Consider the following 15951-nt stretch of genomic DNA (forward strand, 5'->3'; position numbering starts at 1 on the left):
TCTCATTCAATAATTCAATCATCCAGTCATTCTCTCATTCAATAATTAACGCTCCTTGCAACCTTTTCTTTAAAACGCTCGTCATCTTGATCTAAACCCTGTCAAATGAAAAATATTTCCTTTTGTTTTTTGTTCATGCTGATGCTGAGCAGCTGTTCAATTTCAACCATGACGACGTTCTATTCCATGTCGAAAGGTAAACTAGACGTTCCTAAAAAAGAAAGCTACAATGTTGTTTACCAGGCCAGCTTTGGCGATGGTTTAACAGCCAATGTAGCTTACGCTAATGAAAGTGGAAAGGAAACTGAATTAAAAGAAGTAAGTGGTGCCTGGGAAAAAAGCGTTACCTTAAAATCGGGAACTCATGTTCAGCTTACAACTTTCGCCACTGCTAAGCATAAATCTAAAGCTGAATATAAAATCCTCGTTGATGGAAAGGTAGTTTCTGAGTATGAGCTGAGCGGAAAGAAACTAAAATATACCTTCGCTTTCGACTTGCCTTAATTCATGAGCTAAAAAAAATCTTTTTTTCTTGTCACATTTTTCAATTTTTGGTGTCTTATAGTTGAAACCTTAAAAAAGGGTTAATCAAACAAACCAATAAAAAAGACAATTTTAACTATGAAAACCTATTTATGGATGTTGCTGTGCGTATTATCTACGAAAGTCTTCGCACAACAAGCGGGTAATATAAATGGAAAAATTATTGATAGGAAAACAAATCAGCCCATTGAATATGTGGGGATTATTTTATCGGGTAAAACTGATTCGACCAAAAAAGTAGGCGTGGTAACCAACAAAGCCGGAGAATTTTCTTTTAATACCGTTGCCAATGGCGATTATAAAATCAGGATTTCGGCGTTGGGATATAATTCCATTACCAAAAACATCAATTTGAACGGAAAGACTGTTAACATTGGTACTTTAAAATTGGAAGAAGATGCCATTGCCTTAAAAGATGTGGCTGTAAGCGGCCGTTATGCTACAGCCACCGTAAAAAAAGATACCATAGAATTTAATGCCGACGCTTATAAAACCAGGCCAAATGCCGCGGTAGAAGATTTATTAAAGAAGCTTCCAGGTGTAACCGTTGATAAAGATGGAAGTATTTTGGTACAGGGACAAAAAGTTACACGCTTAACTGTCGACGGTAAGGATTTCTTTGGCACTGACCCTAAAACGGCAACAAAAAACCTCCCTGCAGATGCCATCGCCAAAGTACAGTTGATTGACAGCAAAACACAGGAAGCGAAAGCCACTGGCATTGATGACGGTCAGCGCGAAAAAGTATTAAACCTCACCATTAAAGAAGATAAGAAAAAGGGCTGGTTCGGTAACGCCAATCTTGCAGGAGGATCAACCGATAAATATGGAAGTTATTTAAGTGCCAACCACTTTAATAAAAACCTGCAGTTTGCTGTTCTGGGCATGAGCAATAATACCAATGATGCCAGTTTCGGTTACGACGACCTCAGCAGTTTTAGTGGAGGCAACATTGGCAATATTTTCGCACCACCAGCAGGGGGAAGTTTCTCCATCAATAACAACAATGGTAAAACCACTATTGGCGGTAGTGGTGTTTTTGATAACAATGCTATCGGATTGTTTACCACACATAGTGGCGGGGTAAATTACAGTAATTCCTGGGGCAAAAATAACAAGTTAGCCATTAGCGGAAGTTATTTTACCTATTTTTCTTCTGGTTTAGGCAATAAATTATCCAATATTCAGGACTTAAGCTCCGGCGATATTTTACGCACGTTGGATAATACCGACCGCAATAGCAATAATCAAGCACACCGCTTTAATTTTAAGGCAGAATACCATCCCGATTCGTTAACAGATATGGTATTCCGGCCAAATGTGATCCTCAACAGTACCACCAACATCAACAACCGTACATTCAATGCTAATTTCGATGCTACAGGAAAAGCAAATGATGGAAACCAGTATTACAATCAGCATAATTTCACCCCATCCTTATTTGGCGAGTTTACCGTGCTGAGGAGATTGGCCAATAAAAAAGGCTCGGTTTCGCTGCGGTTAAATGGCACACAGAATACTTTTAATTCTGACTGGTTAAATCAATCGCTGCTTAATCAATATGTAAATAGTGATACTACCGTAACCAATATCAATCAGCAGGCGAATCAGAAAAATGCCTCAAAAACCTATACCATCAATGGAAATTATGCCAGGCAGTTAAATAAAAAGTGGAGTGCCAACCTTACTTACGGTTACACAAGAAGCATTGTTGATGCGCAGCAGACTACCTTTGATTATAATCCAACTACCGATCGCTACGAAACCATTGTGCCATCCTTAACCAATACTTTCGATAACCATAACCGCCAACAAGTTGCTGGTTTGGGTTTTATCTACACAGGAAAGGACTGGACCTATAATTTCGGTTTCAATGCACAGGAAAGTTTGTTAAATGCCAATGTATTTAATAATGTAGGTGCCAATATTGGCAATATCGAAAAATCGTATTACAATTTATTGCCGCGTTTAACGGTCAATTTTAAAAATAAAGCGAATCAAACCATTGCTATCAATTACCGGGCAAGCGTTAATCTGCCTTCGGTTACCGATCTGCAGCCGGTACAGAACAATACCAATCCATTGTATCAAAGAATCGGAAACCCCGATCTCGAAGCCCGGAAAAACCATCGCCTATCGGTGAACTTTAATACCTTTAGTCCTGATAATAATCGCTATTGGAATGGATATTTTCTCTACAACTTATCTTTTGATGATACCGGAAATGATATTACCTATAACAATGGTATCCAAACGGTGAAGCCGATCAACGTAAATGGTAATTATTACCTGCGTGCCGGAACATTTTTTGGGATGCCATCAAAACTTAAAGGTTTAAGGATGAATTATGGTGGAAATTTCTTCACCGAACATAGAACAAACTTTATTAGCGGCGCTAAAAACATCACCAACAGGTTCGAAATCGGTCCGAATATTAACTGGAGCTATGATATAGATGATAAATTTAATGCTGGTATTTTTGCTTATGTAGGTTATACTAAGGTGAATAATACGGCAGAATCGGCCATCAACAATAAATATTTTAGTCTGGAAAATAGCCTGAACCTCAGTTATGAATTTATTAAGGATTTGCGGGTAGAAGCCGATTTGAACCATGTTGGGTCGGCTGGCCGTGCCGATGGATTTAACAACAATTACTTTTTGCTTAATGCAGGTATCAATAAATATCTGATGAAACGAAGGGTAACTTTAAGTTTGAAAGGTTTTGATATTCTAAACCAGAATACCAGTATCGATAGGATTGTAAACAGTAGCCGGATAGAAGATGTACGGTACAACAACATTACTCGTTATTTTTACTTATCCTTAAATTATAAATTAACCAAAGTAGGCGCGAACAATGGGAGAAGCAATCCCCGCAACACCGTTAATTAGACAAAATTGAAAATTTTATAATGTCCTTAGCATTTGCTTCTTAAAAGTGAGTTGTTATGGACTTTTTCTTTCCCTGTTTACCAAAAATTTTAACGCAAACGTTTGTTAAGGTTTTCATCTTAGTTAATACGGCCGAATTACGGGGCAAATTTCTTAAATTAACTCATCAAAAGAATAACCTGGATCCTATTTAATACAGGTTATTGCTTCTTGGTTTGTACATCCGTTGACTAGAATAGATAAAATCAGATGATTTATTGGTTTAATCAAACGTTTGCGTGGTGTTTAGGTAGTTTATACCTTCCAAATCACCTAAATTAGGTTTTTAAACAAGACATTTATAAAAAGCAATAACCAACAGAGATTTATAGTCCTGCCCAATTTATTGTCCTGTTATATTGTATTCAAATTAATTTTTAGAAATAAAAGATGGACTTATCAGTATCAAGCGATGTAACCAAAGAAAAAGCAACGCTAAAATATCTTTTCTTAACCTTTCTTAAAATTGGTTGCGTAAGCTTTGGTGGGCATATGGCTTTGGTATCTTTAATACAAAGCATTATGGTTGAGCAGGATAAAACCATAAACAATGAGGATGTATTAAATAGTGTTACAGTTGCTTCTTTTATGCCTGGTCCTTTGGCTGTAAATGTGGTCGCAAATATTGGCTATTCTTTAAAAGGTAAGTTAGGCGCTGCAATTAGTATGTTCGCCGTGCTGCTTCCTGCCTGTATTTTAATGTTAGGTTTGGCCTATGTTTATTTTTCAAATGGCCTGAGTATCGCCTGGAGTTCAGTTATGCAATATGTAGGCGCAATTGTAGGAATCATCATTTTGTCAACGGGATTACAGTTGTTTAAAAAGGAGATCGCCCTTAATTATGGTAAAATCTTTCTTTTTTTATTGGCAATAACACTCGATCTAATGAAAGGGAATTATCTGATCACGATTTCTCTCATTGTAATTGGGGCTATTGCCGGGCTAATGTTCGATCAGAAAAAAGCTAACTTTACTGAAGTATTAAGGAGTTTTAAAATGAGTTTTAAGTTCCGGGTAAACTCATTTTCGTTTATTGCCATTGCTGTTTTATTCATCAATCAAATTTTATTTATTACCGGCGCATTTAAATCTTATCATAACATTTTTTTTAAAATCGGAACTGTTTTTTCGGGCATCAGTATTTCTCTATTCGGTGGCGGTTATGTGGTTATACCGATTATGCAATCCTTGCTTATAAAGGATATGAAATGGTTAAGTTCCAAAGAACTGGTAGATGTGATCGCTTTTAGTCAGGTTACGCCCGGGCCGATTCTGGTGAGTTCAACATTTATTGGCTTTAAGCTAGCCGGTTTCTTGGGTGCATTGCTGGCTACCTGTAGCATGTTTATTCCCTCAGCAATTTTAATGATTGTGGTTTCAAAAATCTTCAATAAAACTAAAGATCATCCTTTTATTAAAAGTATGATATCAGGAATCAAAGTGGTGGTTATTGGTTTAATCATATCCTCGGCCTTTAAAATATTATTGCTGCAGCCAAGAACGCTTTTGGTAGGGGTAATATGTTTGGTTTCTTTGGTATTAAACTATAAATATAAATTAAGCCCGGTATATTTAATACTCGGTGCAATTTTTCTGGGAACAGTATCAATTTTTATATAATGGAAAGTTTTTTAAATCCGGATGGTATTCAGATTATCGGCACGCAAAGATCCGGTTCTAATTTACTTAGGGTGATATTGGATCAGTCTGATCAGATTGCCTCACCCCATCCGCCGCATATTTTGGTAACCTTTGTGCCGTTGTTAGATTTATACGGCTTTTTGACCGAAGAAAAATACAAGCTGTTAATTAATGACGTGGTTAATTATGTTAGGGCAAACCCTGTACCATGGGATGGTGTTGAGTTAAATGAGGACTGGATTTTCGAAAACTCAAAAACATACAGCCTTTTCGAAATCAATAGATTGATATACGAAACTGCCGCTAGGGCAAAAAAAGCTAAATACTGGTGCTGTAAAAGTATGGCCAATGTACATTATGCTGCTGATCTCGAAAAACGTTCTCCTAACTTAAAATACATTTATTTGTACCGTGATGGGAGGGATGTTGCCTTGTCTTTTAAAAAGGCAATTGTGGGCGAAAAACATATTTATCACTTGGCTAAACAGTGGTTTAAAGACCAAAGTGCATGTATCGAACTGTCTAAAAGGATCAGTAAGGATCGGTTTTTCTCTTTAAACTACGAGGAATTGATCACTAAGCCTGCAGAAGTGATCCAGAATTTATGCCGATTTTTGGGAATAGATTATTCAGAAAAGATGCTTGATTTTCATAATTCCAAAGAATCGCAAGCAACCGCCAACGCAGGCGAAATGTGGGAAAATCTGGCAAAGCCGATTATTAAAGATAATACCGGGAAATTCCGCAAAGAGCTGAGTATAGAAGAAATCAATATATTCGAATGTATTAACCACCAAACCTTAACCGAGTTAGGTTATGTTTTAGACCGTCCTGAAAATAAAGATAAATTGATCTCTGTTGAAGAAATAGAAGAATATAACCTTGAAAATAATTTGCTCAAGAAGCGTATACTTTTAAATGCCCGTCAATCTGATCTCGATAATCGGGGGCCGCAGTTGGAAATATTAAAAAAAATAAAGTCTCAGCATTTAGCTGCAAAAGTTTAGAGAAAGATGATTGATGCAATTGATATAAACGCTATACTAGAGATAGCTGTTGAGGCAGGGAAAGCAATTTTAAAGGTTTATAACGAAGATGATTTTGAGGTATCAACCAAAACCGATTTATCTCCTTTAACCAAGGCGGATAAAATAGCAAACGACTTAATATGCCGTGAACTGAAAAGATTATATCCTACAATTCCGATTATATCCGAAGAAGGAAAAAGCATCTCTTACGGGGAAAGGAAAAACTGGGAATCGTATTGGTGTGTAGATCCATTAGACGGAACTAAAGAATTTATAAAGAGAAATGGCGAGTTTACCGTAAATATTGCATTAATTCACAACCAGGTACCCGTATTGGGGGTAATTTACATTCCTGTACAAAATCTATTATACTATGGTAGTGAGGCTTCTGGAAGCTATAAACAAATCCCAGGGGAAGATCCGATCCAAATTAAGGCAATTCATAAAAATGATGAATGGACAGCCGCGGTAAGCAGGTCGCATGCCGATGGTGAGGAAAAAGCAATCCTTAGCGATTATCCGATCGTAAATTTTATTGCCGTAGGCAGTTCACTTAAATTTTGTTTGTTGGCAGAAGGTAAGGCGCAGATTTATCTAAGAACCGGACCAACAATGGAATGGGATACCGCGGCAGGCCACGCTATTATTTTATTTAGCGGTTGCCACATCAATACATTATCAGGCAAACCCATGTTATACAATAAAGAGTCGTTGTTAAACGAAGGCTTTTTGTGTAAAGTAGATTAATTTTAAAATAAACAACAATATTATGCCTCCTGAAACGACACCCAAAAACGGTTTTATCATTCCCAATCAAAAAGGAATAGTAATCTGGCTGTTTGGATTGTCGGGTTCTGGAAAAACAACCATTTCTACGTTATTAAAGGATAAGCTCGAAGATGCAGGCTTTTTTGCCATGACCTTAGATGGAGATATACTTCGTGAAGGCATCAATAAGGATTTGGGCTTTAGCGAATCGGATAGGGCCGAAAACATCCGGCGGGCAGCGGAAATAGCCAGGCTTATGCTGAAGCGTGATATCATCACCATTTGTTCCTTCATTACACCTCTTGAGCAACACCGTGCGCTAGCTGCCGAAATAATCGGAGAACGGTATTTTGAAGTCTTTTTAGACTGTCCACTGGCTATCTGCAAAGAAAGAGATGTAAAAGGATTATATAAAGATGCAGGCCTAAACCTGATCCCAAATTTTACCGGGGTTAGCGCTAAGTTCGAACCTGCTTTAAATGCCAATCTCATTATCAAAACCGATACAGAAAGTCCTGCCCAGAGTAGAGATAAGCTGTTTCTTGAGATCATTTCAAAGATCAGTACCCTTTCTTAACTACTTTTCTATTAAAGCTTTCCCGTCTGATTTTTTCTGGTCTGATTGATATCCACGTGATTTAATGCATTTATGGCGTTTAGTCAATCGATTGCGCAGTGTTTTCGCGTGTAAGTAGGCAGTTTAATCCCTAATATTATCCAACTAAAAATTAAAAGTCATTTATCTTTTAGCCACAGTCAGCTATAACCAAAACCGCTATGATTACAATTTACAAACCCACAGATGAGGATTGTAGGAGAACTATTCCTATATCAAACCGTTCATTTTTTAATGCTCTTTTTAAATTTATTTATTGTTCTTTATTTCTTTTGCTCCCTATTGCAGCCAGTGCGCAGACGGTTGTAACCGGTACGGTAAAAGACGAAAAAGGCCTTCCGGCTGTAGGTACATCGGTAACAGAAACGGATGTAAAAAATGGAACCTCTGTTGATGGCAATGGAAAGTTCACCCTTACCCTAAAAGGAAAACTAAGAGTCTTAAATTTCGCGTTGGTAGGTTATAAAACACAAAAGGTTACAATTGGAGCCTCAAATGTTGTAACCGTAAATCTTGAAGAAGATTTAAATAAACTGAACGAAGTTGTTGTTGTGGGATATGGAACACAACGCAAAACAGATCTGACAGGTTCCATCAGTTCGATAAAGAGTGAAGATCTGAATCTTGGTGGAACTACATCAAATATCGGGCAGGCCATTCAAGGTAAGGCAGCAGGTGTACAGGTACAGCAAACCAGTTTTGCACCAGGCGCAGGCATGTCGATAACTGTTAGGGGAGGTAATTCCATCAACACAACCAACAGTCCGCTGTACGTTATTGATGGATTTATATCGGATAACGGAAGTACAGTAAACCCGAATGATATTGAAGATATTCAGATTTTAAAAGATGCTTCTTCAGCCGCTATCTATGGTGCCAGAGGAGGTAATGGCGTAGTTTTAATCACAACAAAAAAAGGTAAGGCTGGTAGAGTAGCCATTGATTTAGATCTATCAAATGGTAACCAGTATTTAACCTATGAGCCAGCATTGTTAAATGGTCAACAATATACTGCTATTCAAAATGCTACAGCTATTGAAGACAGTAAACCTGCGCCTTTTCCATCTTCTTTTGCCATTGCAAATACGAATTGGTTGGATGAAGCTACGCAGAAAGCCTCGGTACACAACAGAAGTTTGAGCATCAGCAGTGGCGATCAAAATTCGAAAATTTATGTTTCTGGTAACTACATGAACCAGTTAGGCGTTTTAAAAGGCACGGGTCTTGAGAAATATACAGCAAGAATAGGTGCCGAAAAAAACCTTAATGAGCGTTTAAAGTTAAGCGCTAACTTTTATGGTTCAAGCTCGAAAGTATTGCAACAATCGTACTCGGCAGATATTACCGCACCATTGTTCAGTTTATTAACGGCATTGCCAAATATTCCTGTTTACAATGCTGATGGAACTTATTACCGTTATCAAGGTAAAAACAACGCATTGGCCAGCTTGTTAGAGCCTACCAATACGAGCACCAATAAATTAGCGAATGGAAATATTTCTTTAGACTATCAAATTATTAAAGGATTAACCTATCATTTAGGTGCTGGTGCAGAATATACCAATTTAAATGAGGGACAGTATATTCCAAGAACGCTAACTGCAGGTGCAGTAAACGGAGGGATCGCGGCTCAAAAAAGCTCAACAACATTTAGGTGGTTAGTAGAAAACTATTTAACCTATAAGTTTAAAACAGGAGACCACGATTTTACGGTACTGGCTGGGGTATCTAGTCAAAAAGATGTGAACGATTTTATCGCCGCAGGTAGTAAAGGCTTCCCAACGGATGAGTTTTTATTCTATAACCTGGGTGCTGGCTCAACGCCGAACGGTACCAACGTTACCATCACCAATCTTGGTAACGGATATAATAGCTTTAAAGAACAAGCTACTTTTAATTCGATATATGGAAGGTTAAACTATAATTATAAAGATAAATTATTAACATCCTTTACCTTAAGAAGAGATGGTTCCTCAAAATTCGGTCCCAACTATAGTTATGGATATTTTCCTTCAGGAGCTATTGCTTACAAATTTACTGATGAAGAATTTATCAAAAACCTAAATACCTTTTCTAACTTAAAATTACGGGCAAGTGTTGGTGTAACCGGTAACGATCGTGTTCCAAATTATCTGTATTTATCAACCTTTACAAACTATAGCACTGTATTAAATCCGGGCGATCCGTTACAGATCGGCACAGAGCCTAAAACACTGCCAAATCCTAATTTAAAGTGGGAAAGTACTACCCAATATAACCTAGGTTTGGATATGGGCTTTTTAAATGGACGTGTAAATGCAACAATCGATCTTTATGCAAAGAAAACTTCCGATTTATTAATCAATATCCCAATTGAACAGTACTGGGGTTTTAGTTCGCAGCTTGTAAATGGAGGTTCGATCCAAAACCGTGGAATTGAATTTTTAGTAAACACGGTTAATATCCGCAATGAGAACTTTACCTGGAATACCAATTTCAACATTGCAGTTAACAGGCAAAAAGTATTGTCGTTAGGTCCAATCAATCAGATTTCTGTAAATACAGCAAACCCAAGTGGTACAGTATCAGGTCGTGAGTTTTCGAGAGTTGTTGCAGGACGAGAACTTGGAGAGCTATTTGGTTACGTTTATTCAGGCGTAATTAAAACGGGAGAAACTTATGCTCCTCAGCCAGGTTCTAAAGCAGGTGATCCAAAATACCAGGATACCAATGGTGATGGTAAGATTACCCCAGATGATATGACCTTTTTGGGTAATTCGACCCCTCGTTTTACTATGGGCTTAGGAAACGATTTCCATTACAAAGGTTTTGATTTAAATATCTTCTTCCAAAGCTCTTTTGGTTACTCGTTATATAATATGAACAGATTGGTATTAGAATCGACTACCGGAGCAGATGCATTGAATCGATTTGTTGCAGGCACTAACGAAAACACAGATATTCCACGAGAAGGATATTTTCTAAGCAGTTATGGAAGTTATGTAAATTCTCGTTTTGTAGAAAACGCATCTTATTTACGATTAAAATCAGTTTCATTTGGTTACAGCGTACCTACTAAATGGTTAGATCGTATTAAGGTAATTAAGGGGTTAAGGGTATATGCTGAAGCACAAAACTTATTTACCATCACCAATTATACCGGAACCGATCCGGAGGTGAATTCGCACTCGGGCAGTAACTTTGGAGGAGGGATAGATTTTAACGCATTCCCTGCGTTCAGGACATTCTCAGCAGGTGTAAAAGTAACCATCAATTAGTAATACTTTCCTCATTAGTAGGATTAATAAAGATAAAAAGATGAAAAGATATAAGATTATTCTGGCGATTACTGCAGTTGTACTTTTGCAGTTTTCTTGTAAAAAAGATTTGGATCCAGTAGTATACAGTAGCTTAACAAGTACCAATGCCTTTAAAACAAAATCTGACGCCATTGCTGCGGTAAATGCTGTTTATGCCCGGTTAAAAGGGCCTGCCGTTGGTGATAATTTCGATTATTGGACGGTAAGGCATTTTGCTTTAACTGATTTAACAACCGATGTTGGGCATTGTAGTTTAGGTGGCGATCCGGGTCAGCTTTCTAATGTACAGTGGAATTCGGCCAATGGATTAATCGCAGAAGATTGGAGGCAGATATATAAGCTCATTTCTAATGCAAATAATGCCATTTTTAACCTCTCTAAAATGACTGCTATTACGGCAGAAGAAAAAGATCAATTTCTTTCGGAGATTAAATTTTTAAGAGCAGTTGCTTATATGGATTTAACCGATGCATGGGGCCCTGTGATCTTAGCAACAGAAAAGGATTTAGAAAACCCCAATTATACTGCCAGCGCATCACTTACGCCGCTTGATCAGATCGAAACATTTTTAATAAACGATTTACAAGCAGTAGCTGCGACTTTGCCGGTTAATTATGCTAATAATAAATTCTATTCCAGCAATGATGTTGGCCGTGCAACAAAAGGTGCGGCACTTACCTTATTGGCTAAATTATACCTGCGCCAGCACCAATGGCAAAAAGTAGTAGATGTAACTAAACAGGTAATGGATTTAAAAGCATACTCACTATTTCCAAGTTATGTTGGGCTTTTTGCCGAGAGTAATAAATGGTGCTCGGAGAATATTTTCTCAGTATTAAGTGATGCAAATGTTAACGGAACAGAATTGTTGAACCATTTTGGCCCGCTTGATCACCCTGTATTAACTGATAGATGGCAATATTACGCCGTAACCTGGGATTTTTATAATAGTTTTGATGATGCTGATGATCGTAAGAAACTTTTCTTTGCTGAATATCTGGGCGTTGATAAATTAGTTCACAAACAAGCTCCATCAATTGGTGCATCGCCACCTGCAGGTACCTTTTATATGCCGGATGTGGCCACTGCAAAATACGCAGATCCCAATGGTGCAAACACGTATTACGATGGGCACAGTGTGAATATACTTCGTTATGCTGATGTGTTATTAAGCAGAGCAGAAGCGATAAATGAATTAAGTGGCCCAAATGCTGAGTGTATCGATCTGATCAATCAGGTAAAAGGAAGATCGCATGCTAAGTTATTGGTGGCTGCCAACTATACCCAAACCACGCTTAAAGATGCTATTCTGCAAGAGCGTGGTTGGGAATTATTTTATGAGGGGAAAAGAAGAGCTGATTTAATGAGATTTGGCAAATATGAGGCCATTGTAAATGGATATTTAAAGCGTACGAGCCAAACACCAACGGTTGTGATGCCACGCGATCAATTTTTCCCATACCCTTTAAATCAGGTGAATATAAATCCAAACTTAAATAACGCAGGCAGACAATAATTTCATATTTTTATGATGATAAAGAAGAATATGTAGTTACTGCATATTCTTCTTTATTTAAAACTATTGCATCCTACATTTTAATGATTTCAATTTTATGAAGTACTTTTTAAAACCCGTTGTTTTACTGGTTATGCTTGCTTTTTATGGATGTTACCAAGGCGAGGGCATTAAAGAAATAAAGGTAGGATTGCACAATAACAATGTATTAAAAATACAGATTGATGTACTTGCAAATTCAAATACCGATGCTTACATAGAATACTGGCCAGACAAACTCGCAGATGCTCAGAGAGAAGCTACTTCATTGTCGAAGAATAAGCGCAACCATAAATTTGTGCTCTGCAATATTATTCCTAAAACAAGTTATGCCTATCAAATAATTACGGTAAAAAACGGAGCAAAGAATGCAAGTAAAACTTACACCTTTGTTTCTAACGATTTGCCAGAATGGCTTAAAGATCAGTTTAAGGCAAAAAGTGCGGATGATAAATTAATTCCCAAAGAACTTAAGAACGGATTAATCCTGGTGAATAAAAGGTACTCGCCTGGCATGGCTTACCTGGTCGATTATAAAGGAAGATTGAGGTGGTACCATATGGTTGACAATGTGGGTTTCAAAGTAATTAATTTTACAAAGGATAAAACTTTACTTTCCATTTTGGGCGGTAATGATGAGCCAACAAGTTATGGTAGCCAGATACTGGAGCTCAATTTAGAGGGCGACACGATTTTGTATTTGAAAAAGGGTCAGGGTGATTTCAAACAAACCATCCACCATGAAATTTTAAAAAATAAGAAAGGCGAATTGGTCACGCTTTTTGTTGATCAGAAAATAACCGATTTAAGTCACATAGGTGGTAGCAAACAAGATACGATAAATGGAGATGGTATTTTAGTGATGGACAGCAAAGGCAAGCAGGTTTGGAAATGGAGTGTATTCGATAGCCTTGATCCTTTTAGTGACCAATCTTTGTTAAAAACCAAAAAAGATTGGATGCATGCAAACAGCTTAAACTACGATAAAGACGGAAATTATATTATTTCGTTTTATAACAATGGACAAATATGGAAAATTGATGCCAAAACAGGCAAAGTAATCTGGAAATTTGGTAAAGGCGGTAACATTAAAATGCCAGCTCATACAGATTTCTCACAAGCTCATGCTGTGCACATCAATGCCGAAGGCAATTTAATGTTTTTTGATAATGGAATAGAAAAACATCGTTCGGGAGCTTACGCTTTTAAGTTAAACGAGCAGAAGCAAAGTGCAAGTTTAGATATGCATATTCAGTTACCCCCGCAAATCTATAACGATCGCATGGGAAGCGCATACATGATCAATAAAGAAAACATATTGTGCTGCAGCTCTAAAAGGCATATTGTTGTATTAACTGATAGAAAAGGGGTGTTGTTATGGACAATGGAGGCATCTGTGCCTGCATATAGAGGGATATTCGTAACTTCGGATCAATTAAGTCCTTATTTGAAACCTTAAATCTATGAAGAAAACTTTAGCACTCATTTTTGCAGTTTTAATAACCTTGTCTTTTTCGGCTTGTAAAAAAGGTAATGTTAAAGCCCTGAACAGCATTAGTTACGGATCGTCATTTGGGATGTGTGTAGGCTATTGTTCCAACAATTTACTCATTAGCGACCTGAAACTTACTTTTTCTAAATCGAAAAATGGGCAAACAGCTGATACTAAAACCTGCAGCAAAACAATTTCTGAAGCTGAAATAAACGCAATCAAAAACGAGTTGAATCTGGAGAAGATTTCGGCCTTGCCGGAAGTAATCGGCTGCCCTGATTGCGCTGATGGAGGTGCCGAGTGGATTGCCATTAATGCCGATGGTAAACAATATAAAATTACTTACGAATACGGTAAAGCTCCAAAAGAATTAGAAGCTGCGGTTTCCAGGTTAAAGGTACTTAAAGATAGTTTTAAAGATTGCAATTAAGTTTTAGCTTTATCATCGTGCTTTAATAATATTATTTCTGATTTCTGTCCCTTCAAAGGTTATTCGTTTATCTCGCGTGCTTACTAATTCAGAAAGTTCATACACATTTCTATATCCATAGCCATATAGGTTAATATAAGTAGGGATATTTAAAGCCAATGAAATAGGGGCTATTTTTTTCTTTATCAAAACAGGTACAACTACTTTGCTGGCGAAATTTGCCTGGTCATCTATAAAATTATTATTGCAATAGATTAATATTCTGGTATCCGCATTGGGTATAATCCTTAATAGGTTTTGTTGTGTGAAATCAGAAAAATTTAGATGAATGGCACCCTTAACATGTTTCCGTTTAAATAGGCTATCAGACCGTGTATCTAAAATAATGGTGCCTTGCTCTTCCGCCATTTTTAAAAATGTTGGTAAATCAATGAGCCTACCTTTGCGATGGGCTTTAACCTCGGGGATGAGTTTCTCATAAGCATCAAAATCTACATTGGCCTTTCTTTTAATCGTTGAAGAAGTTTGTGCATTACATAGATATGCTATGCTACAAAATATGATAGAAATGATTTTTGTTTTCATTTTTTAGAACACTTGAACATTAATTTCCACCTAAAATAATTGGTGCACTTTTGCCATTACCCATAATAATAACTTTGGTATTGGCCGATTTTGCAATTTCTTTTTGAGCCAGTATAGACTCGTATTGGAGCTGGCGATCGCTTAATCCTGTTGAAAGGATACGTTGATAATCGGCAATCCCTTGTGCTTCTACTCTTTTACGTTCAGCTTCCTGGCGTTCCTTTTGAAGTACAAACGTCATCTTTTGTGCATCTTGTTCTGCGTTTATCTTAGATTCTATACTTGCTTTTACTGATGCTGGTAGAGTGATGTTACGCACCAGGAGCTGCTCTAATTCTAAACCTCTTTTTGCAAAACTCTTCTCTATGGTGTTGAATATTTTAGATTGAAATTCGTCACGCTTGCTCGAGTACAATGCAACAGCATCGTAAGCAACAGCGTTATCGCGTATGGCGGTACGGGAAACCGGGCGAACAATTTTTTCCAGATAATCAGTACCTATTTCCCTTAAGATATTCGGAGCGGCACTTCCTTTTACCCTGAATAATACCGAGAGATCAATAATGACCTCCAGGCCATCGGCAGATAAAACACGTAGCGCATCATCAGTTTGTTTATTGCCTTCATCATGCACGCCAGACATGGTGTAGTTCTGTGTTTTAACATCAAAAGGCGTAATTACCGCTATAGGATTAATTACATTCAGGCCACTATATAAAACTTCGTTATCTACCTTTCCAAAAACGGTTTTAACCCCAACCTCACCTGCATCGATAACTTTAAACATGGAAAATGATAAGCCAATGATCACGAGTACTACACCAATAATTTTAGTGATACTACTATAACGGCCAATAAGATTATTTTGGCTTGATACCGCAAAGCCGATAAAAATGATAATAATTCCGATGATACTTAAGAACATATAATTTAGATTTTTATTAAAGATAAGTATTTAATACAATCCGGTTGAAAAAACAATTATGGATTAACCCATTACTATAAACGTAACTTCTGTGGGGTAGTGTCAAAGTAGCCCTATGAAATTATGAGATAATGA

General features: G+C 37.3%; 12 protein-coding genes. 10 read left to right on the forward strand and 2 right to left on the reverse strand.

What is annotated here, in order from left to right; translation table 11 throughout:
* Positions 1-105: 105 nt before the first annotated feature.
* The 10 genes from QF042_RS05355 to QF042_RS05400 all read left to right on the forward strand — a co-directional run bounded on the left by QF042_RS05355 (position 106) and on the right by QF042_RS05400 (position 14306).
* Positions 106-504: a hypothetical protein gene (locus QF042_RS05355; RefSeq protein WP_307526079.1), complete on the forward strand. Its 399-nt coding sequence runs from the start codon at positions 106-108 to the stop codon at positions 502-504.
* A gap of 117 nt (positions 505-621) precedes the next feature.
* The gene (locus QF042_RS05360; RefSeq protein ID WP_307526080.1) at positions 622-3438 is read left to right on the forward strand and encodes a TonB-dependent receptor; all 2817 of its coding nucleotides are present in this window, start codon (positions 622-624) and stop codon (positions 3436-3438) included.
* A gap of 429 nt (positions 3439-3867) precedes the next feature.
* Positions 3868-5097 (forward strand): chromate efflux transporter, encoded by a 1230-nt coding sequence (chrA, locus tag QF042_RS05365; RefSeq protein WP_307526082.1) that lies wholly within the window; start codon positions 3868-3870, stop codon positions 5095-5097.
* Positions 5097-6125: a sulfotransferase gene (locus QF042_RS05370; protein ID WP_307526085.1), complete on the forward strand. Its 1029-nt coding sequence runs from the start codon at positions 5097-5099 to the stop codon at positions 6123-6125. The genes chrA and QF042_RS05370 overlap by 1 nt, the downstream gene beginning before the upstream one ends.
* Positions 6126-6131: 6 nt before the next feature.
* The gene (gene cysQ, locus QF042_RS05375; protein ID WP_307526087.1) at positions 6132-6893 is read left to right on the forward strand and encodes a 3'(2'),5'-bisphosphate nucleotidase CysQ; all 762 of its coding nucleotides are present in this window, start codon (positions 6132-6134) and stop codon (positions 6891-6893) included.
* A gap of 22 nt (positions 6894-6915) precedes the next feature.
* Entirely contained in the window at positions 6916-7491 is a 576-nt protein-coding gene (gene cysC / locus QF042_RS05380; protein WP_307526089.1) for an adenylyl-sulfate kinase, read from the forward strand.
* A gap of 200 nt (positions 7492-7691) precedes the next feature.
* On the forward strand, positions 7692-10787 hold the full coding sequence (locus QF042_RS05385) for a TonB-dependent receptor (RefSeq protein WP_307526091.1): 3096 nt from the start codon (positions 7692-7694) through the stop codon (positions 10785-10787).
* A 40-nt stretch (positions 10788-10827) separates the two neighbouring features.
* Complete coding sequence (locus tag QF042_RS05390) at positions 10828-12345, forward strand: RagB/SusD family nutrient uptake outer membrane protein (protein WP_307526093.1); 1518 nt, start codon at positions 10828-10830, stop codon at positions 12343-12345.
* 97 nt (positions 12346-12442) lie between these two features.
* Positions 12443-13843 carry an aryl-sulfate sulfotransferase gene (locus tag QF042_RS05395; RefSeq protein WP_307526095.1) on the forward strand — a complete coding sequence of 467 codons (1401 nt, stop codon included), beginning with the start codon at positions 12443-12445 and terminating at the stop codon, positions 13841-13843.
* Between the two features lie 4 nt (positions 13844-13847).
* Positions 13848-14306, forward strand: coding sequence for a hypothetical protein (locus QF042_RS05400; protein ID WP_307526096.1), 459 nt, complete (start codon positions 13848-13850; stop codon positions 14304-14306).
* Positions 14307-14318: 12 nt separating this feature from the next.
* Here the strand turns inward: QF042_RS05400 and QF042_RS05405 are convergent, their stop codons facing one another.
* Together QF042_RS05405 and QF042_RS05410 are read right to left on the reverse strand one after the other, a co-directional pair.
* Positions 14319-14891 carry a rhodanese-like domain-containing protein gene (locus tag QF042_RS05405; RefSeq protein WP_307526098.1) on the reverse strand — a complete coding sequence of 191 codons (573 nt, stop codon included), beginning with the start codon at positions 14889-14891 and terminating at the stop codon, positions 14319-14321.
* Positions 14892-14910: 19 nt separating this feature from the next.
* Positions 14911-15816: a prohibitin family protein gene (locus QF042_RS05410; RefSeq protein WP_307526100.1), complete on the reverse strand. Its 906-nt coding sequence runs from the start codon at positions 15814-15816 to the stop codon at positions 14911-14913.
* Positions 15817-15951 lie beyond the last annotated feature (135 nt).

The sequence above is a fragment of the Pedobacter sp. W3I1 genome, assembly GCF_030816015.1.
Classification (GTDB): domain Bacteria; phylum Bacteroidota; class Bacteroidia; order Sphingobacteriales; family Sphingobacteriaceae; genus Pedobacter.